General features: G+C 41.2%; 17 protein-coding genes, 1 pseudogene and 1 riboswitch. Of the genes and pseudogenes, 14 read left to right on the plus strand and 4 right to left on the minus strand.

All coding sequences use genetic code 11. From position 1 onward, the window contains the following. Positions 1–127 precede the first annotated feature (127 nt). Positions 128–2,488, minus strand: a complete 2,361-nt coding sequence (locus R2Q66_RS21315; protein ID WP_316753025.1) for a TonB-dependent receptor — start codon at positions 2,486–2,488, stop codon at positions 128–130. Between the two features lie 191 nt (positions 2,489–2,679). Here R2Q66_RS21315 and acpA point away from each other — a divergent pair, with 191 nt between their 5' ends. Then, positions 2,680–4,032 carry an acid phosphatase gene (acpA, locus tag R2Q66_RS21320; protein WP_316753027.1) on the plus strand — a complete coding sequence of 451 codons (1,353 nt, stop codon included), beginning with the start codon at positions 2,680–2,682 and terminating at the stop codon, positions 4,030–4,032. Between the two features lie 24 nt (positions 4,033–4,056). Then, on the plus strand, positions 4,057–5,934 hold the full coding sequence (locus R2Q66_RS21325; protein ID WP_316753028.1) for a cytochrome-c peroxidase: 1,878 nt from the start codon (positions 4,057–4,059) through the stop codon (positions 5,932–5,934). A gap of 9 nt (positions 5,935–5,943) precedes the next feature. Here R2Q66_RS21325 and R2Q66_RS21330 read toward each other — a convergent pair whose 3' ends face one another. Then, positions 5,944–6,498, minus strand: a complete 555-nt coding sequence (locus R2Q66_RS21330; RefSeq protein WP_316753030.1) for a dihydrofolate reductase family protein — start codon at positions 6,496–6,498, stop codon at positions 5,944–5,946. Between the two features lie 209 nt (positions 6,499–6,707). Between R2Q66_RS21330 and R2Q66_RS21335 the strand changes: the two genes are divergently transcribed. From R2Q66_RS21335 to R2Q66_RS21370, 8 genes are all read left to right on the plus strand, one after another. Beyond that, positions 6,708–6,980, plus strand: coding sequence for a DUF6799 domain-containing protein (locus R2Q66_RS21335; RefSeq protein WP_316753032.1), 273 nt, complete (start codon positions 6,708–6,710; stop codon positions 6,978–6,980). A 213-nt stretch (positions 6,981–7,193) separates the two neighbouring features. Next, positions 7,194–7,505, plus strand: a complete 312-nt coding sequence (locus tag R2Q66_RS21340) for a hypothetical protein (RefSeq protein ID WP_316753034.1) — start codon at positions 7,194–7,196, stop codon at positions 7,503–7,505. 140 nt (positions 7,506–7,645) lie between these two features. Continuing rightward, positions 7,646–7,847, plus strand: a riboswitch (cobalamin riboswitch). 112 nt (positions 7,848–7,959) lie between these two features. Further along, positions 7,960–10,026 (plus strand): TonB-dependent receptor, encoded by a 2,067-nt coding sequence (locus R2Q66_RS21345; RefSeq protein WP_316753036.1) that lies wholly within the window; start codon positions 7,960–7,962, stop codon positions 10,024–10,026. After that, positions 10,023–11,168 carry a DUF5074 domain-containing protein gene (locus R2Q66_RS21350; protein WP_316753038.1) on the plus strand — a complete coding sequence of 382 codons (1,146 nt, stop codon included), beginning with the start codon at positions 10,023–10,025 and terminating at the stop codon, positions 11,166–11,168. The genes R2Q66_RS21345 and R2Q66_RS21350 overlap by 4 nt, the downstream gene beginning before the upstream one ends. Before the next feature lie 12 nt (positions 11,169–11,180). Beyond that, the gene (locus R2Q66_RS21355; RefSeq protein ID WP_316753040.1) at positions 11,181–12,464 is read left to right on the plus strand and encodes a hypothetical protein; all 1,284 of its coding nucleotides are present in this window, start codon (positions 11,181–11,183) and stop codon (positions 12,462–12,464) included. Between the two features lie 31 nt (positions 12,465–12,495). Beyond that, positions 12,496–13,716, plus strand: coding sequence for a hypothetical protein (locus R2Q66_RS21360; protein ID WP_316753042.1), 1,221 nt, complete (start codon positions 12,496–12,498; stop codon positions 13,714–13,716). 7 nt (positions 13,717–13,723) lie between these two features. Beyond that, positions 13,724–14,932 (plus strand): hypothetical protein, encoded by a 1,209-nt coding sequence (locus R2Q66_RS21365; RefSeq protein WP_316753044.1) that lies wholly within the window; start codon positions 13,724–13,726, stop codon positions 14,930–14,932. A gap of 164 nt (positions 14,933–15,096) precedes the next feature. Then, a complete protein-coding gene (locus R2Q66_RS21370) occupies positions 15,097–16,008 on the plus strand; it encodes a carbohydrate kinase (protein ID WP_316753046.1) in 912 nt (303 codons plus the stop codon). Positions 16,009–16,082: 74 nt separating this feature from the next. On the opposite strand, the gene R2Q66_RS21375 is transcribed toward R2Q66_RS21370, so the two are convergent. Then, positions 16,083–17,207: an adenylate/guanylate cyclase domain-containing protein gene (locus R2Q66_RS21375; RefSeq protein ID WP_316753047.1), complete on the minus strand. Its 1,125-nt coding sequence runs from the start codon at positions 17,205–17,207 to the stop codon at positions 16,083–16,085. A gap of 75 nt (positions 17,208–17,282) precedes the next feature. Beyond that, positions 17,283–17,366 (minus strand): annotated as a pseudogene (locus tag R2Q66_RS23930) (DUF4385 family protein); the annotation flags it as partial. A gap of 119 nt (positions 17,367–17,485) precedes the next feature. Here R2Q66_RS23930 and R2Q66_RS21380 point away from each other — a divergent pair. From R2Q66_RS21380 to R2Q66_RS21395, 4 genes are all read left to right on the plus strand, one after another. After that, on the plus strand, positions 17,486–18,259 hold the full coding sequence (locus tag R2Q66_RS21380; protein WP_316753049.1) for a Ku protein: 774 nt from the start codon (positions 17,486–17,488) through the stop codon (positions 18,257–18,259). Positions 18,260–18,312: 53 nt separating this feature from the next. Beyond that, entirely contained in the window at positions 18,313–20,898 is a 2,586-nt protein-coding gene (gene ligD, locus R2Q66_RS21385; protein ID WP_316753052.1) for a DNA ligase D, read from the plus strand. Positions 20,899–21,048: 150 nt separating this feature from the next. Then, on the plus strand, positions 21,049–22,647 hold the full coding sequence (abc-f, locus tag R2Q66_RS21390; RefSeq protein WP_316753055.1) for a ribosomal protection-like ABC-F family protein: 1,599 nt from the start codon (positions 21,049–21,051) through the stop codon (positions 22,645–22,647). Positions 22,648–22,729: 82 nt separating this feature from the next. Then, positions 22,730–25,240 carry a beta-galactosidase gene (locus tag R2Q66_RS21395; protein WP_316753056.1) on the plus strand — a complete coding sequence of 837 codons (2,511 nt, stop codon included), beginning with the start codon at positions 22,730–22,732 and terminating at the stop codon, positions 25,238–25,240. Positions 25,241–25,330 lie beyond the last annotated feature (90 nt).

The following is a 25,330-nucleotide window of genomic DNA, read 5'->3' on the forward strand; positions in this document are numbered from 1 at the left end:
TCAATCAGGTTTTCCGGTCCAATGAGAGGCCTGAGTCTTTAATTAACGCACAAAGCCCAACAGAAATGTTGGGCTTTGTGCGTTATAGGTAATCCAATAAAAATGGATGTAAAGACTAGTTAGAGGACTAGTAATTCACAGATATACCCAGGTTAACTGATGTTCCCCTTCCTTTAGAATAAAATCCGGGTTGCATAAACCATTGTGATCTGGCAGGAAAATAGTCTTCATTAAACAGGTTTTCGACACCTAAAGTAATCCTTGTGTTTTTATTAGCCCTGTAACTACCTGCAAAACTGAACAGGTTATAAGCTTTAACAGCTCCTTCATTACCATTGTAAACGCCTGTTGCATTTTTCTCGAAGCGGCTACGTGAGGCTATTCCGGTATAGTTCAATGTCAGATCTAATACGGTCAATGGGCTATAAGTAACTGTTCCGGTAATTTTAGGTGCCGAAATCCGGCGACCATTCATATACTTGTCCGCATCATCATCAAATTTGCCATTGTTGTCAATGTCACGTTTACCTTCTGTATAACTATAACTTGCGCCAAATTCTAAGGAAGGTATCGATTTATAACTGGCAGCGAGCTCAAATCCATAGATTTTTTCCGGACTTCTTGCGGTGTTAAATAGCCCTGTAGCTGGATCGTATACCACTTCAATACCAAGTTTCGAGGTGCTTTTGTACACCGAAGCAAGGAAAGTCAGGTTTTCATAATTGCTTTGAAAACCAGCCTCATAATTATTCACTTTTACCGCGTCTGTATTGATCTTATCAATGCTGTTTACTTTAGCTTCACGTAGTGCAAGACCGATGTCCATCACCGAAAAGCCCTGGGAAAAGCTGATAAAAGGGCTGAACAATGCAAAGCGATTATACTTTAATGCGGCATTATACAGGTAAGTATTGTACTTTAATTTGCCACCTGTCACATCAAAAGAAGGCGTTAATGTTCCTCCTGTTGCGTTTGTAGTACGTAGTGTCTGGTAGTCATCAACATTAATATTTAAATGTTCCAGACGGATTCCTGTGGTAAATATCAGGTCGTTTAATACGGTTACATTTGCTTGTGCAAATGGGGCCAGACTGGCCATATTCATTGAAGGCACCCAGGTTCTGCCATCCACTAAAGGTTGTGCCGTTTTATCCTTTAAGAAATCTGCACCATAAGCTAGTGTTGCTTTTAGCATTGAATTTTGTAAAACTGGTGTTTCTAAGAATAAACGGGCACCTTTTTTCTCATTTGTAGCTAAGGATTGTCCATCACCACCATCAAAACGACCTACAGAGACGTAAAACACATCTTTACGTTTTTCAAAGTAAGCATCAACCGTCAAGCTAGTGTTCAATAACAGGCTATCTATTTTATAGGACAGGTGAATATTGTGGTTGTAATCAACCCCGGTAGGGATACCAAGCGGTTTTCCTAAAACACCTGTAGCCTTTTGGCCGGTGGCAAGATTACCATTCACTAAGGTGAAATTACTGTTCTGTAAACTGCTGTAAGAATTGTACATCAGCTGCAAACGTTGGTTTTTATCAGGCTGGTAGCCAACCTTTAGGAAGGTATTGTAACTGTCAGTTTCGCCTAAACTATAGTTTGGGCCAACTACATCACCTTTAGCATCTTTATATTCACCGGTTTGTTCATAAGTTCCACTAGCTACGTAATCAATTTTTCCAACCTTGCCGTAAAACATTTGATTGATGCGTCCCCCAGCGGAGTTTTTTGGGTTGATTAAAGATCCGTTTAAGTTCATCGTTGTTTTTCCTGCAAACTTTGCAGCGGTATCAGGAACAAGCGTGATGTAGTTGACCAATCCGCCGGCTGCACCATTTCCATAAATTGCAGTTGCACCTTTTACAACTTCTATCCGCTGTAAAACTGCCGGATCTATAGAACGTAGGTCTACCTCTGCATTTCTTAAGGGCGAAGACTGACTTACTCCATCAATCATCACCAACATTGGGCGTCCGCGAAGATTTTGTCCCACGTTATTTCCTGTTTGTGCGGTTGGGGCAAATCCCGGCACCTGATTGGCTAAAATTGTACTTAGATCAGGGTTAATGATCATTTCTGTTTCGAGCTTCTTTTTGGAGATTACACTTACTGATGCAGCGATGTTACGTATGTTTTCAGGTTTGCGTGTTGCAGAGACGATTACATTTTCGAGCGTGTTGTTTTCTTGTTCCAGGACAATATTTAAGGTGGTATCACGGTGTAAAGACCCTAATGCTATATTCATGTTTTTATAGCCTACAGCTTTTGTTTTTAGTATTACAGGTTTCCCGGCTTCTACAAATAGGCTGAAATATCCTTTAGTATTGGTTTGTGTTTTTGTCGATTTATTCGCTTCGATGGTTACAAATGGAAGGCCGGAGTTTTTATCTGTAACGACTCCATGAATTTTAATGTTCTGCCCATAGGTTTGAAAAAAGGACAGAAACAGCAATGAGCATAGCAAAAGTAAGTTTTTAATCATATTATATTTTTTTGCCGAAAGTAAGCAAAAGCATCTTGATTATAATGAATCTAAATAAAAACAATAGGGGGTTGCTAACAGAATTTTGACAAAGACATTGTGATATAATATCTTATGTTTGTGACCTAAATCGAAATTTTTAATACGATTGACAATCGTAGTTATTTATTTGAATCTTAAAGGAAAACGGAATGTATTTACAAAGATTTTTTTATTTGTTCCCTGCCATTTTGTTGATCAGCAGTTGCGGTGTTAACAAAAAAGTACAGCAGGAGCAGCAGCAAACCTCATTTGATGAAGGTATCGGGCAGATTAAACACCTGGTCGTGATCTATATGGAAAATCGCAGTTTTGATAATTTATATGGAGAGTTCAAAGGCGCAAACGGTATTAAAAATGCTAAAAAGGGCAATTTTTTACAAGTTGACGAAAATGGAAAGCCTTATCAATACCTACCTGAGATTCCCCGAAATAATGCTTTTCCTACCAACCTGCCAAATGCACTTTTTAACATAGATCAATATGTTCCGTCCGATAAGGCAACGCCTGATGTGACACACCGTTTTTTTCATAACCAGCTGCAGATTAACGGCGGAAAGATGGATAAATTTGCGGCATATAATGATTCAAAAGGACTAGCGATGGGTTATTATAACACTGAAAAAATACCATTGTTCCCAATGGCCCAAAAATATACACTGTGTGATAATTTTTTTCAGAGCGTATTTGGCGGCTCTTATTTTAACCACGTTTATTTGATTTCTGCTGCTGCGCCGGTTTGGCCGAATGCTCCGGAATCCTTGATCGCGAAATTGGATGCCGATGGTAAAATGATAAAGGATGGGATCGTTACCCCGGATGGTTATGTTGTTAATCATGTGTATTCAAGAAATTCACCTTATCCTGCAAAATCGGATACTTCCAAATTATTGCCTTCTCAGACGATGCCGACTATTGGCGATAAGCTGACTGAAAAAGATATATCCTGGGCCTGGTACTCGGAGGGATGGGATGATGCAGTGGCAGGCAAAAAAAACAACTTTGCTTACAATCATGAACCTTTCCTTTATTTTTCAAAATATGAAGCTGGAACAGAAGGTCGTACACACATGAAGGATCAAAATGATTTTATTAAAGCAGCGAAAGAAGGTAGCCTTCCCAGTGTTTCTTTTGTGAAACCAGGTGGAGGAAATGACGAACATCCAGGTGGTTCTGCGGTGTATTCTTCTGAACAGCTTGCCGTAAACCTGATCAATGCCGTATTAGAAGGACCAAATGCAAAGGATGCATTAGTGATCTTAACCTATGATGAGTTCGGTGGCTTTTTTGACCATGTAGCCCCACCAGTTATTGACAGATGGGGACCAGGCAGCCGTATTCCTGCAATTTTGATCGGGCCATTTGCGAAAAAAGGCTTTGTAGACCATACGCAATATGAGACGGTCAGCATTCTTTCTTTTATAGAACACAGATGGGGAATCAAACCACTGGCTGAACGAGATAAAAATGCAAATCCGTTCAGGAATGCTTTGACATTTAAATAGATTGCTAAGGAAGAGGAGCGGGGTATGAGTAAGAGGATCGGAATAATAGCACTGCTGTGTATAGGGCTATTTGTGTTAAGCTTTACCGCTGCTGATTCGAATCGTACAGCTGATACAGCTCAGACAATTTCTGCAGCTCATACAGCAGAAAGGCCAGCCAGTTCAAGGGAATTGAAAATTCAAAAAGAAGTTTTCAATCAGGTCGTATCCTTCCAGAACTATGTAAAAGATAGCCTCCTTTTTGAGGTAAGTAAAGATCAGCCTGACGAACACTTTGTTCGTCAGGCTTTTTTAAAATCAAGATTGCTGTTCAAAAAGTTTGAATGGGCTTCAGAATATTTTACTGCCGACCTGAGCAGGAGGTTAAATGGGCCTCCAGTGGAGGAGATCGAGAATGCGGATTTATTAGACCCTTCTTTAGCCCGTTCTATTGATCCAATGGGGCTACAGGTGATTGAGGAGTTGATTTACCCAGCCTACAATGCAGCAAATAAAGAAGAACTCATCAGGGAAGTCAGGCATTTAATCTCAAATACAGACTACCTGGTTTCTTATTTTCATGGTCAGCAGTTTGCCGATTGGCGGATATTGGATGCGAGCAAATTAGAAGTATTTAGGATCGTTACGCTGGGGATTACTGGATTTGATAATGCGCAAGCTTTGAACAGCATGCCAGAGGCTGCTGAATCCTTAAGGAGCTTAAAAAATATTCTTTCTTTGTATGTAAGTAAAAAGGAGAAAAAGGTTTTATTACAGGATCTCAATGCCTCCATTACCTACCTTGATCGCCATCCTGATTTCAACGCTTTCGACAGAGCGCTATTTATTACGCGCTTTGGGAATAAGATCAGTGCCGGGATAGCGGCATTGGAACAGGACTTACCAGGCCGTAAAATTAAATATAACAGAATGCTGATACAGGAGGCAAAAACACTGTTTGATGCCGATGTCTTTAATGCCGATGCATTTTCTCCAGGCCCTGAATTTCATTCCACCACTGCAAAAGTAGACCTGGGTGAGAAGCTCTTTTTTGATGCAGCATTATCCGGTAATGGCACAAGAAGCTGTGCTTCCTGCCACAACCCTAATTTAGCCTTTTCCGACGGACTCGCTAAGAATACAACTATTCATGATCCCTCAAAACTGCTGACAAGAAATGCTCCTACCTTAATCAATGCTGCTTTACAATCAAATTATTTCTATGACATGAGAGCCTTAACCCTGGAAGACCAGGTGCTTGATGTAATCAGTAGCAAACAGGAGATGGATGGTTCGATAGAGGCGATCATAAAATATGTCTCTGCCAACAAATCATACCAGTCCTTATTTGCAAAGGCTTTTTCAGCAAAGACGGAGAAAGGAATCAATTCAGATCAGGTGACCAATGCCCTTGCGGCCTATATTCGCAGCATGGTTAAGCTCAATAGCCGGTTTGATGAATACATGCGCGGCAATGAAAACTCCTTATCGCAGCAGGAATTGAAAGGCTTTAATCTGTTTATGGGGAAAGCAAAATGTGCCACCTGTCATTTTGCTCCTTTGTTTAATGGCGTTACTCCCCCGAAATATATCACGAGTGAAACGGAAGTTTTGGGTGTGCCTGTGTCCCTGGCGGATTCCACGCTGGATGCGGATGTAGGTTATTATGGTGTGATTAGGATTGATTCTTATAAACATGCTTTTAAGATCCCCACTGTTCGGAATATCAAAAAAACAGCACCATACATGCACAATGGAATATACCTGACCTTAGACGAGGTCATGGAATTTTATAACAATGGGGGAGCTGCGGGATTAGGAATTAAATTGGCTAACCAAACGCTTCCTGAAGAAAACCTTCAGCTTAGCGATCAGGAAAAAAAGGATATCATTGCTTTTATGGAGAGTTTAGAAAGTAAATAATAATTTTATTTAACATTGTTTCAGGTAATGAAGCGCTACACATCCAGATTTAAGTACCTTCGGTTCCATTAGTTTTAAGTTTAGGGAATGCTGCAAGTCTGGCTCATCAAATAACCGTCTACCTTGTCCCACAATGATTGGATGAACAACAAAGTAAAATTCATCCACCAGGCCAGCAGCGATCAGTTGAGCAGGCAGACTTACCCCACCAATTGATATACTTTTTCCCGCTGCTTGTTTCAGTTTTAAGAATTCTTCCGCCAGGTTCGAGCGAATAAGCCTCGTATTTCCTTCCAGATTGTCTAATGATCGAGAAAAAACCACTTTGTCAATGGCGTTAAATGTTTGCGCAAAATTATATTCTGATTTCGTGGCGGACTGACTTTTTGCCACCTCAGGCCAGTATGGGACCATCAGCTGATAGGTCTTACGTCCGTACACGATCAGGTCAACATCTTTCATCAGAGCCGTAAAATACTCCTGGATCTCTTCGCTGCCATTAAATTTGGTATGGTCGCAGCAACCATCTGCAGTCAGATTAATACCATAAATAACATTTCTCATGGTGTATTTTTAGTGTTTGTAGTAGAACAATACTGATTGTGATGTGTTTTTATTTCTGGAGTAATCTACTGGAATTTAGAATGTTGATTGCTTTAAAAAAAAAACATATCAAATCTAATATTATGAAAAAGTTATTTTTAATGATTACAGCGTTGGCCATGTTAACATGCAGTGCTGTTGTGGCTCAGGACAGCACAATGCACAAAGAAATGAAGACTCATAAAATGAGTAAAGCTAAAGACCACATCATGATGAAAGACGGAAAGATGTGGGTCATGAAAAATGGAGTGCATAAGGAAATGAAGCAACCAATGACCCTGGAAAATGGGACAATGGTCATGACTGATGGGACGGTGAAAATGAAGGATGGAACTACCATGATGATGAAAAATGGCAATTCAATAAACATGATGGGTAAAATGATGCCTATGAAGATGAAAAACTCAAAAGGCCATACGATGAAAAAGGACAGCATAAAATAGCTGTGTTTTAGTAGATTTTAAGATCCGGATTCAGTTTACTGCCTGATTTTGCTTCCTTAAACCACAGAGTGTGGCACATCTCTACAGTTAAAATCCGACAAAATTCCGTAACCAGTTCTTTTACAGTGGCATGCCAGATTCAGTTATTCATGGCACAATTATGAACCTTCTCTAAACATAATTAACAAGAATAATAACTGAAAAACATAGCATATGAAAAAGTTCATTTTATCAGCAGCATTTTTAGCATTCGCATCAATCACTGCAGTAAACGCATCAGAAGTAAAAAGTCCGGTAGCTATTACCGTAAAACAAGATAGTACTACTAAAGTTCCGGTAGAATTGAAAGATCTTCCGGAAGCAGTAAAAACTACCTTGCAAAGTGAACCAGTTAAAGCATGGACTCCGGTAGCCGCTTTCCTGGTAACCAATGCAGATAAAACTAAATTTTACCAGATCGACGTGAAAAAAGACGCAGAAACTGCTTCTATCAAGATCGCTGAAGATGGTAAAGTAGTTCAATAATTTAAAGATCTATTACCAGCTTTTTAAAAGCTTTTAAGTTAGTCTTAGCCGGAAGAGAAATCTTCCGGCTTTTTTGATGTGCGGATGATTCTTGCGCTAAATAAATCTGGTCATTATCAGGTTTTATAAAAATAGATTATATATTTATGAAAAATTTTGGTCTATTCTTCTAAATTTTAGGAAAATAGTTAAAAGGGAATCAGGTGTAAATCCTGAACAGGCCCGCTACTGTAAGTTCTATTAAGTCTTTAAACGGTATTATACCACTGTTTCGATAAGAAATGGGAAGGTTGTTTAAAGATGGAACAAGTCAGGATACCTGCCAAAATTAAATAGTTAAAGACTTTCGAGGAAAGAAGTTGAACAACAAGAAAATTGCCCGGTTATTTTATAATTGGGTGTCTTTGCGTTTTTTATTACTACATCTCTCATCGTCTTTGCAATTAATTTTGTGATGTATAATAAGAAAAAAACGCTTTTTCCGCTCTTCCTAACCTTTGTCCCATTTTGGCTCTTTGCTCAGAAAGTAACCGATACTACAGCTGTTGCTGATACGGCAAAAGTATTAAAAGGCGTCATTATCAACGCAAAGCCCTTCCAGGAAGTCATTCCTGTCCAAAGTCTTTCCGGAAAACAACTAGAAAACCTATCGAGCCATAATGTAGCAGATGCGCTTCGGTATTTTGCCGGAACCCAAATTAAAGATTATGGTGGCCTTGGTGGATTGAAAACCGTAGACGTCCGCAATATGGGAACGCATCATGTGGGTGTTTTCTATGATGGCATACAGTTGGGCAATGCGCAGAATGGCGTGACCGATTTAGGTAAATACTCCCTGGATGATATGGAAGCGCTGACCCTGTATAATGGACAAAAGAGTGAAATCTTCCAGTCGGCAAAGGACTTCGCCTCGGCTTCTACCATTTACATGAGAACCAAACGGCCGGTTTTTGAGCAAAATAAAAACTCAAATCTATTGCTGCGGTATAAAACCATGTCGATCAATTATCACGATCCCTCTTTCAGATGGGAGCAGAAATTAAATGATCGGCTCAGCATGAGTGTCAGTTCTGAATACATCAAATCTAATGGCAAATATCAATTCCGGTATAAAAGAAACAACCAGGATGGTACGTTGGCCTATGATACTACAGCCACCAGGATGAACAGTGACATCAGCGCCTTCAGGATCGAATCCGGCCTTTATGGAAAGATAAATAATGGTTCCTGGAATGCGAACCTTTATTATTACGATTCCAAAAGGGGGGCACCGGGGGCTATTGTAGAGAATAAATTTGCAGATGGATTCCGGCAGAAAGATCAGAACTTTTTCGCACAGGCTTTTTTGGTGAAGGACTTTAGTGCAAAATATAAGTTCCAGGTAAGGCTGAAATATGCGGATGATCATACCCACTATCTGGCAAGAGATACGACCAGTATATTAGGGGAAACGGTAACCGAGGGGGCACAATCAGACGACAGCTATCACCAACAGGAATTCTATTTATCGGCAGTAAATATGTACAGCATATTACCAGTCTGGGATGTTTCGCTGTCCACAGATTTACAGTACAACAGACTGGACGCCACCAGAAGAGGCATACAAACCCAGTTTTCCTATCCTCAGCGTTATACCGCATTGGTTTCGCTGGCCAGTTCCCTCAAGCTTGGAGAATTTAAAGTGCTGGGGAATGTACTGGGTACTTATGTAAAAGAGGAGGTGCGCTATAATGCAAAAGCACCGGATAAGACTGAATTTACACCTGCATTATTCTTAGGGTATAAGCCATTCAAAGCCTATGATTTTAATTTAAGAGCATTTGCGAAACGTATTTTCAGGATGCCCACCTTTAATGATTTGTATTATACGATGGTGGGTTCGAGTACTTTGAAACCTGAATATATGAACCAGTATGATCTTGGTTTTACGTATAATTTTCCAATAGGTAAAGGGTTTTTAGAGAAATTTTCACTTCAGGCAGACGCTTATTATACCCATACCAAAGATAAAATTGTGGCGGCACCTACAGGGAATTTATTCCGCTGGATGATGACCAATATGGGGCAGGTGAGGGGAAAAGGGATAGATGCAGTCATCAATATAGCCGGACATTTGAACCGGCTAAACCTGTCGGCAAACCTGGCCTATACCTATGCTGAAAGCAGGGATTACACGAAATTTGCAGGTCTGGAATTGTCTTCTTATGGAGACCAGATCCCTTATACACCCTGGCATAGCGGCTCCACGATCCTCAACGCTGGTTATGAATCCTGGAATTTCAACTACAGCTTTATCTACGTAGGAAAGCGATACAATGGCAATGTAAACAACATTAAGGTTAATGAAGTGCAGCCCTGGTATACCCAGGATTTATCTCTTCAGAAGCGCTTTACACTGGATCATAATAAAATAAAAGCAACAGTAGAATTAAACAATCTGCTCAACCAGCACTATGAGGTAATCTACAATTATCCCATGCCCGGACGTACCATGAAATTTATAATCAGCATTGAGCTATGAGAAAAATAACGGCAAACTTAGTACTGAGCTTATCGATAGCGATTGCTTTTATTTCCTGCAGGAAAGACGAAGTCATTTTCCTCTCCTCCGACAAAAACGTGGCCCAGCCAAAATTTGATGGCAATATAGAAGGTTTTTACCTGCTCAATGAGGGCAATATGGGGATGAACAGGTCAAGTATAGACCTGTTTAATTACCGGACGGGGAACTATACAACCGATATTTATTCAGAGCGCAACCCTACCGTGGTGAAGGAGCTGGGTGATGTGGGCAACGACATCAAGATATATGGCAACAAAGTATATGCGGTGATCAACTGCTCCAATAAAGTAGAAGTCATCGACAAATGGACCGCGAAAAGGATCAAGAAAATAGACATCCCCAATTGCAGATATGTGACGTTTTATAAAGGTAAGGCCTATGTCAGCTCTTATTCAGGGCCTGTAGCCATTGATCCTAATGCAGAGTTGGGCTTCGTCGCAGAGATTGATACGACCACTTTAGAATTGAAGAGAAAGGTAACTGTGGGGTATCAGCCGGAGCAAATGGTGGTACACAATGGAAAATTATATGTCGCGAATTCCGGTGGATATCGTGTGCCTAATTACGATCGGACAGTATCTGTAATCGACCTGAAAACTTTTAAAGAGATTAAAAAGATAGATGTAGGCATCAACCTGTATGGTATGCAGATCGATACCAGGGGAGATATTTATGTGAGCTCCAGAGGGGATTATTATAATACGTCCTCCAACCTTTTTGTGATCGATACCCAGACCGATGAGAAAAAAATGCAGTTAAATATTCCGGTTTTAGGCATGTGTCTGGTGGATGATGCGCTTTATTTCTACAGTGTGGCCTGGAGTTATCTGACCAACAGCAATAAAATAACCTATGGAATTTTGGACACCAGAACCAAAAAGATTGTCAGCGATAAGATCATTACCGACGGTACCGATAAACACATCATGATTCCTTATGGACTACAGGTAAATCCCGAAACAAAAGAGATCTACATCACCGATGCGCAAAATTATGTGGTGACCGGTTATATCTACTGCTTCACACCGGAAGGTAAATTAAAATGGAAAACCACTGCGGGGAATATTCCTGCGCATTTCGCCTTTATCTATAAAAACTAAATTATCACAACTATGTATGACAAATCTTTAAAGTATTTCCGCTCGATCCTACTCTTGCTTTCGGCGCTGGTACTTGTTCAATGTGCTAAGAAAAACAACACAGAACCAGAGGGGGAGAGGATGGAGAATAATGAGTTTAAAGCAAGCAGATCGGCCATCATCGCCATCAGTCCTGGTGTTGCCGGAAGTACAGCTGCAACATATACCTGGAGTATCACGAATGCCCCGTCAGAAAATTATTCTTTAACCGATGCCAGCGCAAAAGAAGCCTTATTTGCAGCTACAGATATTGGAACTTATGAACTGGAAGTCATTATAAATGATCAAGGGAAGGTGCAAACTCAAAAAGTGAAAGTATACGTCAGCAAAGAGGCGAAAGAATACAAACCTTTTATAGATAAAGTACTCGAATTCAAACCTGCTCCCGGACAGTTTATCAATGATTTGCCAGTGGCGAATGAGGGCGAAACGACGGATCGGATCCTGAGCAGAGCCCAGACCTATCTGGCTAAGAAAAACGGAGATCTGGTGTCGCTTGGCGCATTTGGCGGATATATCGTTTTCGGCTTTGACCACACCATTTTAAATGTAAAAGGAAAAAGAGATTTCAGGGTTTTAGGGAATGCGTTCTGGGCAGAAGCCAATCCCAACCCAAATTCGACCATGCGTGGTGGCAGCAGTGAAGCCGGGGTGATTATGGTCTCTTATGATAAAAATAAAAACGGGCTTCCTGATGATGAATGGTATGAAATAGAAGGAGCAGGTCATCAGATGGAAAAAACCATTCACAACTATGAAATTACCTATTACAGGCCAGATCCAAATAAAAAGCCTGTTCCAGGCGGTGGTACAGGAAGCGTCCTCTTTACTGATATGGAATATATCTACTGGAAAGACAATCAGGGTAAGAATGGTTATCTGGTGCAGAACAATGCCTATAACCACTCTTTAGACTACTGGCCAAAATGGCTGAAAGACCAGGCCTCTATTACTTTTAAAGGCACCAGGCTGCCTGATAATGCAGTGGATGAAAGCGGTACAGGCAGTTACTTCGTGCAGTATGCATTTTTATATGGATACGCGGATAATGCGCCTAACAATGACGATGATTCTGCGATCGATATTGACTGGGCAATCGATAAAAACGGAAACAAAGTGAAGCTTCCGGGAATAAACTTCGTAAAGGTTTACAATGGGCTGAATCAACAGGCAGGATGGCTGGGCGAGACTTCTACAGAAGTGATGGGTGCCACAGATTTACACCTCTCCGGAGAAAATATCCCTACCAGAAAATAGTACGTTAAATTAAAATTGTGAGCCATAAATTATGAAAAAAAACTTTACTCATTTGTTGTTACTCGCCTGTGTATTTGCAGGATGCAGTAAAAATGATGTTAAACCTGAACAAGGTTTAGATCCAAAAGACATTACCCTTCAGGAAAAATACGAGGTAAACACGTTTACTGTCTTGAACATCCCCGCCGGGGCCAATACTGCTGATCCGACTTACGAGTGGGTGCTGACAAAGAATCCGATGAACCAGGTCACAGATTCTGTGGTTGGTAATAATAAAGACTACCGGTTTATTGCGGTATATCCTGGTATTTATGAATTGAGCTTAAACGTCATGTCTGCCGGTAAAAAAGGCGTTAAAAAAACGACGATTAACGTGATGACTGAGGCTAAAAACTACAATCCTTATATCACCAGTATTTATGATTTCAACCCCGCACCAGGGCTGTTTGCCAATGATTTGTATGTGGCAGGAAACTCAAAAGCAGAGGTGATGCGCAGGGCTTTAGGCCGGATCAATGAAACCAGTGTGGGCTATCACCTGGATTTAGGTGGATTTGGAGGCGCTATTGTGGTTGGGTTTGACCATACGGTGGCGAATGTTCCGGGACAAAAAGATTTCAGGGTTTATGGAGGTGATTTAACGGATAAAGCGGATCCGACAGCCCCTGGATTGATCTATGTGGCTTATGACAAAAATAAAAATGGTCAGCCTGATGAGGACGAATGGTATGAGATTATCGGAAGTCAGCATACAAAGGAAAACACCATTAAGAATTTTAAGATTACCTATCATAAAAAAGCAGTAGGATTGCCTGTGGTAGTGGCCGGGCCGAACGATCCTTTTACCGACCGGGAGCATATCCTTTGCGAAAACAATCAGGCGGAAACCTATTACTTGTCGAGGGCCAAAACCAGAAAAGAGTATTACCCATTATGGGCTAGTCAAAATACAGCTGTTTTTGAAGGAATGAAGTTAAACGTGAATTTTGGACCTGCACGTGCAGGGCAGAGTACGCTTTGGAACTTTACCGCGCCGCAATGGGGTTATGTAAATGCGGTGGATCCTGACATTGACATCGATTGGGCAGTGGACAAAAACGGGAAAAAGGCCAATCTCCCTGGCGTAGATTTTATAAAAGTGGTCAACTGTGTGTCTGAGCCTATGGGCCTTTGTCAGCAGCAATCTTCTATGGCAACTAAATTTTCCGGAGCCGGAGACCTTCACCTATTAAAAAGATACAATTTAAGATAAGTTTAAGATGATGAAAAAATATATAATATACCTCCTGTGTATTCCGGCGATCAGCGTTTTTTATTCCTGCAGTAAAGATAGCGTGACCCCGGAACCTGTTCCTGTACCAGCGCCTTCGATCGCGATTAAATTAGCCGCTGATTTTGCGGTAGCCAGGTATAATGTGGTGCTGATTGATCCTGAAGTGACCATTGAAAACAGTAATGGCATAGTTCCGCAATATAAATGGAGCATCAAGGTGACTGGTAAGGATGGTGTAGTGAAGGATTCTGTCATCTGCGATACGAAGACTTTACAGTTTATCGCGCCAAAGGCGAATGATTATGCCTTGGATTTTACGGTAACCTCAGGTAAAGTAACGAAGCAGGCTGCTGCAAAAGTTAAGGTTTCAGAAACCAATAAAACGTACAATTCAAAGGCATGGTCATTGGTGGATTTTGTCCCTGCTCCAGGTATTAATAATGATATTTATTCATTTACCACCAAAGCTGAAGCTTTAGCAGAAATGCAGTTGGCACTAACCAATGGAGATGAGATTCCGCTCGGAACTTTTGGAGGTTATGTGGTGACTAAATTTGATCATACCGTGATCAATGCTTATGGTAAACGTGATTTTATAGTTCAAATGTCTGAGAATAGCAGTTTTATTAAATATCCTCCGGTGAGCGTATATGTGGCTTACGATGCGAATAAAAATGGCATTGCCGACGAGAATGAATGGTATGAAATAGCCGGCAGTGAGCATCATAAATCCGCGACCGTTAAAAATTATGAGATAACTTATTACAAGCCAGATCCAGCTAAACCTGCAGCACCAGGGAAGGCCGCATGGGAGTTTGATACTACTTATCTTAAATACACAGATAATAAAAACGGATCAGGTGCCATCACGAAGACCACAAAATTCAGACGAGCTGACTATTACCCTTCATGGCTTGGAGCTACTTATACGTTGAAAGGAACGAAAGTGTATCTGCCTGTTAAAGACGTAAGTGATGGTGCAGGTACCTCTTTTAATGTGGGTACTTTCGACTGGGGTTATGGCGGGATCAAGGATCCTTCCATAGACATTAGCTGGGCAGTGGATGCGAATGGTAAAAAAGTACATTTGCCGGGTGTCGACTTTGTCAAAGTATACGTTTCTTCATTTGGAGCGGCAGGTGCTTCAGATTTACTGATAGGGATCTTTGAGGAAGTAAGAGATTTAAATTTATAGGTGCTGCGTTTGGCGGTGCAGTGTTTACACTTGTTCAGGGAGGCCTGGCGGATGTTTTAGTCTCCTGGAGATGTCACTGTAATTTGTGAGTTGTTAATGCTACCTTATGCTTAGTTTGGGTCTCTGATCAGAGCCAAAGACCTGATCAATTAATTTATCATCTCATGGAAATAAAGAAAATAAAAATAGCTTGTTTTGGAGAGGTGCTCTGGGATATTTTCCCCGGGGGACAGCGAAGGGCAGGAGGAGCACCATTTAACGTTGCTTATCACCTTTTCAAAATGGGCGTTGATGCCCATATGATCAGCAGTGTTGGGCAGGACGAATTGGGAGAGGAGTTATTACAGAAAATCAAAAACTGGGACATTCCAACAGCGGGTATTCAGGTCAATGATGTGCATCCTACGAGTACGGTTGTTGCTGCTTTGGATGAAAATAATGATGCGCATTATGAGATCGTAGAAAATGTAGCCTGGGATTTCATTGCGGTCAGGCCGGAAGATCAGCGAATGCTGGAGACTACAGATGCCCTGGTTTTCGGAAGTCTGGTGACCCGCAATGAAAAGTCGAGGAACACCTTGTTTGAGTTAATGGAAGCCAGCGCTTACAATGTATTTGATATTAATCTGCGACCACCGCATTACGATGTGAAGGTGATCAAAGATTTACTGCATAAAACACAATTGGCGAAGTTTAATAAAGCAGAATTGCGGATGGTACTAGATTTCCTTGGCAAGACGTATAGCACAGAAAAAGACAGTGTGAAGTATTTGCAGGATACCTTTGATTTGCCGGAGATCATCATTTCTAAAGGCAGTAAAGGGGCAGTTTATGCCCATGGGGATGAGTTCTGTTTATGTCCGGCGGTATCCATTGAAGTCAAGGATACGGTAGGCAGCGGCGATTCCTTTTTAGCAGGTTTTCTATCGAAAAGATTTGAAAAGGGAGCTGCAGCAGGGGAGATTATGCAGCAGGCTGTTTCCTTAGGTGCTTTTATTACAGCACGTGAAGGGGCTTGTCCGGATTATTCCTTGGCAGATTTTATCGCATTCAGAGATCGCCAGGCTGCGATTTAAGTTTCATGGCCAAGGTGCAGAAGGTATTTCATAGCTGCTGCACCTTGGTTTCAAATGCCAGGATTGAGCCTGTCCTATAGCATTCCCTCCACACTGTGAATTCCCACTTTTATTGACTTTCCTCTTAGCAGAATATCGCCTATAGCTTCTGTTTTGAGCTGATGCTGCAGGTCTAGGGAGGTCAAGGCATATTCCGAAATCAGAAAGTTTTTATGGTAGTCATTACAGACGCTTTGAATTCTTGCCGCGGTATTTAAGGTGTCACCGTGATAAGCGATGTCTCTTTTGATGTCGCCAATTTCTACCGCAGTTACTTTCCCCATGTGCAAGCCTGCTTTAAAATGCGGTAAAACCCCATAGTTGGAAAGGTAATAATTGGCGTTGTCCTGAAACTGCTTTTCACAGCCGAAAAAGAATCGAATACAAGAGAGGTCTCTCTCGCCATCGGCTACCCTCCAGGTGACTACAATTTCATCTCCTACATATTGGTAAACGTCTGCATTGAACGATAAAAGAATCTTGTTGATGTCTAAAAAACTATCTCTGATAAATGAGCTGTATTTGAGGTGTCCCAGTTTTTCTGCGATAGCGGTGGAGGATTTTAAATCCATGAACATGAAAATCCGTTCTTCTTCTTGTGGAGTTTTATACTTGCCAAGTAACAGCGGCACCAATACACCAGGGCCGTACTTTCTGTTCACCTGGTTGATAAAACCGATGATGATGGTCATGATGAAATAGTAGATCACCAGAATAAAAAAGATGTACTCCCATGATTTATCGTTGACCATAAAGTTGGGCGTATATAGGGCTGGATCTACAAATAAACTAAAGAAAACACGCTTGATGGAAACCAGCATCGATACAATCAGTACAAGGGAGAGGATGGATTTGATCAGAATTATTCTGCCCATGGATTGCCTTTTCTGGAGATTTTTATCCAGATAGTAATCTGTTAAGCCAAGGATCACCCCATAAAGAAATCCGAAAAATACCGCCAGTATTAAGGTGGTGCCCAATCCACCACGAGGATGGATTGGATAACTCTCACTGATGGATAACGACTGTAAATGCATGAGCACACACAGAAAAACATTGGCAATAATCCAGAAATTGATTTGTATGCCCAGGTAACTTAAGACTGGGAACTTAGCTGTAAATTTTCGTGCGGAACTCGTGTAATCCCATTTTTTGGACATTTTATTCAGCGTTTTTTTGTGAATGTTGTTAGAAGTCATCGGGATAGATGAAAACGAAGGCAAGATAATACAATTTCACCTGTTCCCCGCAGGGGTATAGCCCATTTGCAAGAACTTCCTGGACATATCAGCAGCGACAAAGTCGCTTGCTTTTAAGTAGCTGTTAAATAGTTACGCTTGATTACTGAGAAGCTGAAAACCACTTGGTGTTGAAATTGTTTATTTTCTATACCAACTACAGATATTGGAGCATTTAATAATGATTTAGACCAGGAATCATGAGATCAATATGGAAAGGAACCATTGGCTTTGGACTAGTCAATATTCCAATGAAATTGTATGCTGCTGTTCAGACTTCCTCACTGGATCTGGACATGCTGGATGGGCGCGATCATGCGCATATCAAGTTTCTGCGTATTAATGAGCATACGCGGAAGGAAGTGCCCTTTGATCAGATCGTTAAAGGATACAAATACAAAGATGACAATTATGTCATCATAGAGGAAAGTGATTTTGAGGCGGCAGCGCCGGAGAAGACCAAGACCATTGAGATTGAAAGTTTCGTAGATATTGCTTCAGTCAACCCCATGTTTTATGAGAATTCCTATTATGTAGAGCCTGAGGCGAAAAGCAACAAGGCTTATTCCTTACTGGTACAGGTCCTGAAGAAATCAAAGAAGGCAGGACTTGCAAGATTTGTATTGCGCAATACCGAAAGTCTGTGTATCGTACATCCGGTCGGTAAGGTGCTGGTGGTCACCCGCATTCGTTTCCAACAGCAGATTGTGGATACAGGAGGCCTCAAAATTGAGGATAACATCACCATCAATAAAAAGGAACTGGATATGGGATTGGCTTTGGTAAACCAGTATGCGGAGGATTTTGATGTATCGAAATACGAGGATACTTATCAGAAGAAATTGTTGAAGTTGATTGAGGCGAAGGCAAAAGGTAAACGACCAACGATTAAAAAGCTGAAACCGCGTAAAGAAATAGAAGAAGACTTGTATAGTCAGCTGATGGGTAGTTTGAATGCTAAAAAGGGAGCCTAAGGGAATAGCTGGTTTTTTGCCAAATTCCCTGTTTAACATATTATTTTCTAATCATGAGCTTAAAAACATATCGTGAAAAACGTGACTTTAAGAAAACTTCTGAACCTAAGTCAGGAAAATTAAAGAGCTTAAGTCATTTGCAGTTTGTAGTTCAAAAGCACGATGCTTCTCATTTACATTATGATTTTCGTTTGGAAATGGAAGGAGTATTGAAAAGTTGGGCAGTACCGAAAGGGCCTTCTCTCGATCCCGGAAACAAGCGCTTGGCTATGATGGTGGAGGATCACCCTTTTGAGTATAAAAGCTTTGAAGGTATCATTCCTAAAGGGCAATATGGCGGGGGCACGGTGATCGTTTGGGATCAGGGAACCTATGAGCCGATAGAGAAAGTTAAGGGTAAAAAAAACCAGGGAAAGCTTTTACTGAAACAACTCAAGGCGGGATCATTAAAAATTGTTCTGCATGGGGAAAAGCTCAATGGAGAATTTGCGCTGGTTAAAACGCATGGAATGGCGGAAAATGCCTGGTTACTCATCAAACATGGCGATGAGTATGCAACTGCAACTGATGTTACTAAAAAAGACAAATCTGTCCTTTCTGGCAAAACGATCGCTCAAATAGAAAGCAGCGATGGAAACCCTCTCTTAACGAAAGGAAAAATGTCAAAAATACCTATAGGCATGAAACCAATGCTCGCGACTTTGGTTGATGGACCTTTTGATGATCCCCATTGGCTATATGAATTGAAATGGGATGGGTACAGGGCTTTGGGCTTTTGCTTGAAAAATGGGGATGTTCAATTGTTATCCAGGAACAATAAGCCATTTAATGAAAAATTCTATCCTATTTATAAGCTGTTGCAAAGCTGGAAACTGGATATTGTGGTAGATGGGGAAATTGTAGTGATCAATGATCAAGGGATGGCTAATTTCGGGAAATTACAAAATTGGCGTAGCGAGGACGATGGAGCGCTGGTTTATTATGTATTTGATTTGATCTGGTACCAGGGTAGAGATTTAACCGGTCTCCCACTTGTGGAACGACAGGAGTTATTGGCACAGGTTCTCCCTCAGGATGACGACCGGATACGATTGAGTAAGGTCTTTAAGGCTAATGGGACAGATTTTTTACAGGCGGCTAAAAAAATGGGGTTGGAAGGCATCATGGCCAAAAAGGAAGATAGTGTTTATTTAAAAGATAACCGTTCATCCGATTGGCTGAAGATTAAGTTGAACATGCGTCAGGAAGTGTTGATTGCAGGATTTACAAAAAATGAGGGAACTTCTAAAATATTCAGTTCCCTGGTGCTGGGGCTTTACGAAAATGGCCGGCTGCAATATGTAGGTAAGGTTGGGACCGGATTTAGTGTTAAGGATCAAAAAGATATGATGGAGCAGTTTCTCCCTTTAATTACCTCAGAAAGTCCTTTTTCTGAAATCCCTGATTTGAATAGATCCTCCCGTTTTCGTCCTGATCCACCAGGGGCTAAAGTCACCTGGTTAAAACCGGAACTCGTTTGTGAGGTGGCTTTTACTGAGCTGACAGCGGATGGGGTTTTTCGTCATCCGGCTTTTCAGGGTATGCGGATGGATAAAAAAGCAGAAGAAGTGGTCAGAGAGCTGCCGGTGGCAGCAAAGGAGATTCAGCCTGCTATAGCCAATAAACCAGCGAAGGTTAAAACAGCGAAGACTTTCCTGAACCCTACAGATGAAACTCAGGTCCGAAAGCTGAATGGCCATGAACTTAAATTTACCCATCTGACTAAACTCTACTGGCCGGAAGATCAGGTGAGCAAACGAGATATGTTCAATTATTACTACCAGGTGGCCGATTATATTTTACCATACCTCAAGGATCGGCCGATGTCTTTGAACCGTTTCCCCGGGGGTATTCACAGTAAAAGTTTTTATCAGAAAGATGTAAAGGGTAAAGCGCCCGACTGGGCAGAAACGTTTCCTTATACCACCAATGAGGGGGAGACCAGAGCATACCTCCTGGGAAACGATATAGCAGCTTTGCTTTGGATGGCCTCACTGGGTTGCATAGAAATGAATCCCTGGTTCTCCAGGAGTCAATCACCGGATAATCCGGATTATTGTGTGATTGACCTGGATCCGGATAAAAACACTTTTGATCAGGTGATTCAGGTTGCTCAGAAGGTAAAGGAAGTACTCGACCAGATAGAAGTGCCGTGTTATCCTAAGACATCAGGATCAACCGGCATGCATATTTATATTCCATTGGGGGCAAAATACACTTATGATCAGTCTCAGATGTTTGCCAAAATCATTGTCACCCTGATTCATCAACAGTTGCCGGAGTTTACCACGCTGGAAAGAATGATTGCCGATCGCAAGGGCAAAATGTACCTGGACTTTTTGCAAAACAGGCCTGGTGCTACGATTGCCTGTCCTTATTCTTTACGTCCCAAACCTGGAGCTACGGTGTCTATGCCTTTGGAATGGCAGGAAGTTAAACCAGGAATGAAAATGAACGATTTTACAATTTTTAATGCCCTGGATCGCCTGAAAGAAACCGGCGATCTTTTTAAAGGAGTCCTTGGTAAAGGTATAGATCTGATTAAGGTAGTCGGCAAGGCCAGGGATAATTTTGGCCCAACTGATTCATTAAATAGTTAAAGAACGCTAAACTAGCTGAAAAAATATTTTCTATATTTGCAGCTGTAAACCAAACTATCAAAATGTAAAATATAATTTCTTTCCAGAAAATAAAGACGGCAGACCAATAATTGGTCAGCTGGTATCCCCATATCTTTAAAGAAAGAAACCATGCTTATTTTACGAAACATTTCATATATACATCCCAATAAGGAACTGTTGTTTGAGAACCTCAATCTTAGCCTCCGACGTCAGGAGAAAATCGGTTTAATCGGTAATAATGGCGCAGGAAAATCTACGCTCCTTAAAATCATTACTGCTGAACTTCAGCCAGCTGGCGGACAATTAGACGTTGATCCCGGCTTTTACGCCATGCCTCAGCTTTTCGGACCATACCATCAGCAAACCATTGCGGAAGTGCTCGGTGTGGCAGACAAGTTCAATGCCTTGAATGAAATATTGAAGGGCAATTTAACGGAAGAAAATTATGCCCTGCTCAATGATGACTGGAGCATTGAAGAACGCTGCCAGCATGTGCTGAACTATTGGCAACTGGATGGTCTGGATTTAACTCAAAAAATGGAAACCTTAAGCGGGGGCCAAAAAACAAAAGTATTTCTGGCCCGCATTGGCATTCATAAACCCGAACTGGTGTTGCTGGACGAACCCAGCAACCATTTAGATATTTCGGGTAGGGAACTTTTGTACAAATTCATTCAGGATACTTCCATTACATTGGTAGTGATCAGCCATGACCGGAAATTATTGAACCTGCTGAATACGATTTGCGAATTGAGCAAACACGGCATCAGGACTTATGGTGGCAATTATGATTTTTATGTCGAACAAAAGCAGTTGGAGCGTAATGCTTTAAATCAGGATCTGCACAGCAAAGAAAAAGCTTTGCGGAAAGCTAAAGAAAAAGAGCGCGAAACCCTGGAGCAACAACAGCGCTTAGATTCCCGTGGAAAAAAGAAACAGGAAAAATCGGGTCTTTCCAGAATCATGATGAATACGCTACGGAACAGCGCGGAGAACAGTACTTCAAAAATGAAAGGTGTTCATGCGGAGAAGATTGGTGGTCTGGTACAGGATCTGCAGGAATTACGATCGGCCTTGCCTGATGTGGATCGCATGAAATTCGGCTTCGACAATTCGACACTGCATCAAGGCAAAATCTTATTTACAGCTACCGGTATCAACTTTGGTTACCAAAATCAATTACTTTGGAAAGCGCCCCTCAGCTTTCAAATCACCACCGGCGAGCGGATAGTATTGAAAGGAGGGAATGGTTCGGGTAAAACAACGTTGATCAACCTTATCCTTGGAAAGATCGCGCCAACAACCGGAACGATTTACAGAGCGGAAATCAAATCGGTTTACATTGATCAGGACTATTCTTTGATCGCTCATCAACTCAATGTTTACGAGCAGGCCCAACTTTTTAATGCTGCTGATTTACAGGAGCATGAGATTAAGATCAGACTTAATCGCTTTCTGTTTACCAAAGAAGATTGGAATAAGCCCTGTACTGCATTGAGTGGCGGAGAAAGAATGCGGTTGATCCTTTGCTGTCTCACGATCAGCAGTCAGGCACCTGATCTTATCGTTTTAGATGAACCGACCAATAACCTGGATATTCAGAATATAAAAATTTTAACAGCGGCAATTAATGAATACCAGGGTACATTGATTGTGGTTTCTCATGATGAATATTTCCTGGAACAGATCAATATATCGAAAGCCATTACTTTAAACCAGATAGAATAATCCATGTTTTTAGTCGGATATGCTATTGTCCGGCTAAAATCTTGTGGTTATTTTTAGCGCAAAAAGATTATTTAAAAGATACATGGTAAAAAAAACAACCTTCTTATTGCTATTCGCTTTTTGTACGCAAACCAGCCTGCTTAGGGCACAAACCCAATTTCTATCTAGTGTATCTACTAAAACTGAGACTAAAAGTACCCTTGGAAAAAAAATACGCCCTGCAGTTCCGGCAAAGCCCAGATCGGTTACTTACAACGGGAATTCCCTTAAAGTTGATGGGAAAGAAACCTTTGTCTATAGTGCTGCACTCCATTATTTTCGCGTTCCTAAAGAATTGTGGAGAGACAGGTTTCAGAAAATTAAAGCTGCTGGTTTTAATACCGTAGAAACTTATATACCATGGAATTGGCATGAGCGTGATATGCCAAAAGATATCAATGATTATTCGAAAATAGATTTTTCTGACTTGCAGGAATGGTTGGATATGGCCCAAAATGAATTTGGTTTTTATACGATCCTTCGTCCGGGGCCATTTATCTGTGCCGAATGGGCAGGGGGAGGATATCCCCGTTGGCTGGCAAAATTCAGACCCGATAACCTAACCGATTTCTGGCTTAGAAGTAATGATCCGGAACATGTGAAATGGAGTTTACATTGGTTTAATGCCGTAGGTAAATTTATAGAAAAGGAACAAATTACCCAAAAACGTAAGGGAAAAAAAGGAGTTATCCTGGTTCAGATAGAAAATGAATATGATGCAGACGGGAGTAAAGACAAAACACAGTTTTTACAATCTTTACTGCGTTCGGTAAAAAAATCAGGTATAGATGTGCCAGTGTTTACCTGCCTTACGGAACAATGTAGAGGCAGTCAGGATAGTTTATTGTCGGAGGTTTTTGACTGTGATAATTATTATGTGGGATTGAATGATGCGGTTAGTTGTGCGCAACGCATGAGCGATTTGAAACGTAAGCAACCCAATGCACCTGGTTTTGTGACCGAGTTGCAGGGAGGCTGGTTTTCTACAGTGCAGGGACGTTTAAGTGAAGAGCATGAATCCAATGATAAACATTTCTATGCTGTTGGCATGATGTCTATCCTGGGTGGTGCCACAGGGATTAATTATTATATGTTTCATGGGGGTACTCATTTTGACGGTTGGGGCGCAAGAGGCCAAACTACCTCTTACGACTATAATGCGGCCATCAGGGAAAATGGTGCACTATCAGCAAAATATTTTGCTGCCCAAAACATTGGTGCCTTTATTAAGAAATATGAGCATCAGCTGATTAATTCTAAAGGTGGAATTTGCGCTTTTGAAAATGGAGCAACAGAATTAGCCGGAGGTATCCGGATTGCAGCAGATGGGACGAAGTTTGTTTTTATTCACAACAATTCAGCGAAAAAGAAAATAGTAGGTACCGCCTTGGTTAAGCCTACTGAAAATGTGGGAATGGCAAAGCCGATTTACAACGTCAATCAACATGAAGAAAAAGTGTTGATCTCAGTAGACAACAAGGGAGGAAATGGCCTGGTTGCTATACCTTCATTTGAAATAAAATACGAACTGGATTCCATGGAAACGAAAGTCCTGGTTATCCCTCCGGGAGCTAATGCAACTAAGGGGTTCTGGTGGAGTAGAAGGGGAGATTTAACGCAGAAAAAAAGTTTAAATCAAGCCAAAACAGTGATTCCTATCCATAAAGTAAGGACTTATGATGAAGATTTTGAGGCGAATTGGACAAAGTTAACACCAGGCGTTTCCCTGCCTGAGCTGGAGGTAAATGATGCCAGGTATGCCCTTTACCGTGCTAAGAATTCACTAACAGCAAAGGAAGCAAATCAGTTTGGGAAATTACTGTTCAATACCTTCTCCAGAGATATCCTCAATGTACAGGTCAATGGAAAATTAGCAACTCGTCTGTACCCCACAGAGAAATACGCTGCGGCAGTGACCAGAAATGTAGATAAGTCTTTTGCGAGAATCAAGGACAATGAATATGATAATATTTTTGATGTTGCAGGGTTATTACAGACCGGTGAGAATGAAATTATTGTAGTTTATGAAAACATGGGCCATGAACATGGTTACTATCCAATGGAAGAATTATGCGGCATTAAAACCGCTGGATTTTCCGATACCGTATCCAACATTCAAAAAGTGCTAACCTGGGAGGTTGCAACCAATCTGGCAGGTATAGCTCATGGCTTTACCAAACCTGGTTTTGTCGCTAAAAAATGGGAAGAAATCCAGTTAGATACCAGTTTTACCATTCCACGAAAAGGAAATGGAATACAGCCAAAAGGAAAGCAAACTGCTTTATTTACCTGGTATAGCGCAGAATTTGAAATACCCGAAAATGCAGATCCGACAAGTACCTGGAAACTGTTAATTAATGCTTCAGGGAATGGCTATATGTATATCAACGGACACAATATAGGCAGACATTGGGAAGTAGGGCCGCAACGCGAGTTTTATTTACCCGAATGCTGGTTGAACTTTGGAAAAAACAAGAAGAATGTGATCACCTTTGGATTACGTCAAACCATGAATGGAGCAGTAATTAAAGGTCTGGAAGTAGCCAGCTATTAAATTTTACAGTGCGGATCATGTGATCAGCTGTAAACAATTCTGTATCTAATGAATATGGATGATGGCAATTAATACGTCTAAAAGCACATT

The organism is Pedobacter gandavensis (assembly GCF_032677645.1).
In the GTDB taxonomy this organism is placed as follows: domain Bacteria; phylum Bacteroidota; class Bacteroidia; order Sphingobacteriales; family Sphingobacteriaceae; genus Pedobacter; species Pedobacter gandavensis_A.

Coding starts and splice junctions, on each gene's coding strand:
- R2Q66_RS21315 (WP_316753025.1), bottom strand. CDS start 2,488: ATGATTAAAAACTTACTTTTGCTATGCTCATTGCTGTTTCTGTCCTTT.
- acpA (WP_316753027.1), top strand. CDS start 2,680: ATGTATTTACAAAGATTTTTTTATTTGTTCCCTGCCATTTTGTTGATC.
- R2Q66_RS21325 (WP_316753028.1), top strand. CDS start 4,057: ATGAGTAAGAGGATCGGAATAATAGCACTGCTGTGTATAGGGCTATTT.
- R2Q66_RS21330 (WP_316753030.1), bottom strand. CDS start 6,498: ATGAGAAATGTTATTTATGGTATTAATCTGACTGCAGATGGTTGCTGC.
- R2Q66_RS21335 (WP_316753032.1), top strand. CDS start 6,708: ATGAAGACTCATAAAATGAGTAAAGCTAAAGACCACATCATGATGAAA.
- R2Q66_RS21340 (WP_316753034.1), top strand. CDS start 7,194: ATGAAAAAGTTCATTTTATCAGCAGCATTTTTAGCATTCGCATCAATC.
- R2Q66_RS21345 (WP_316753036.1), top strand. CDS start 7,960: ATGTATAATAAGAAAAAAACGCTTTTTCCGCTCTTCCTAACCTTTGTC.
- R2Q66_RS21350 (WP_316753038.1), top strand. CDS start 10,023: ATGAGAAAAATAACGGCAAACTTAGTACTGAGCTTATCGATAGCGATT.
- R2Q66_RS21355 (WP_316753040.1), top strand. CDS start 11,181: ATGTATGACAAATCTTTAAAGTATTTCCGCTCGATCCTACTCTTGCTT.
- R2Q66_RS21360 (WP_316753042.1), top strand. CDS start 12,496: ATGAAAAAAAACTTTACTCATTTGTTGTTACTCGCCTGTGTATTTGCA.
- R2Q66_RS21365 (WP_316753044.1), top strand. CDS start 13,724: ATGATGAAAAAATATATAATATACCTCCTGTGTATTCCGGCGATCAGC.
- R2Q66_RS21370 (WP_316753046.1), top strand. CDS start 15,097: ATGGAAATAAAGAAAATAAAAATAGCTTGTTTTGGAGAGGTGCTCTGG.
- R2Q66_RS21375 (WP_316753047.1), bottom strand. CDS start 17,207: ATGTCCAAAAAATGGGATTACACGAGTTCCGCACGAAAATTTACAGCT.
- R2Q66_RS21380 (WP_316753049.1), top strand. CDS start 17,486: ATGAGATCAATATGGAAAGGAACCATTGGCTTTGGACTAGTCAATATT.
- ligD (WP_316753052.1), top strand. CDS start 18,313: ATGAGCTTAAAAACATATCGTGAAAAACGTGACTTTAAGAAAACTTCT.
- abc-f (WP_316753055.1), top strand. CDS start 21,049: ATGCTTATTTTACGAAACATTTCATATATACATCCCAATAAGGAACTG.
- R2Q66_RS21395 (WP_316753056.1), top strand. CDS start 22,730: ATGGTAAAAAAAACAACCTTCTTATTGCTATTCGCTTTTTGTACGCAA.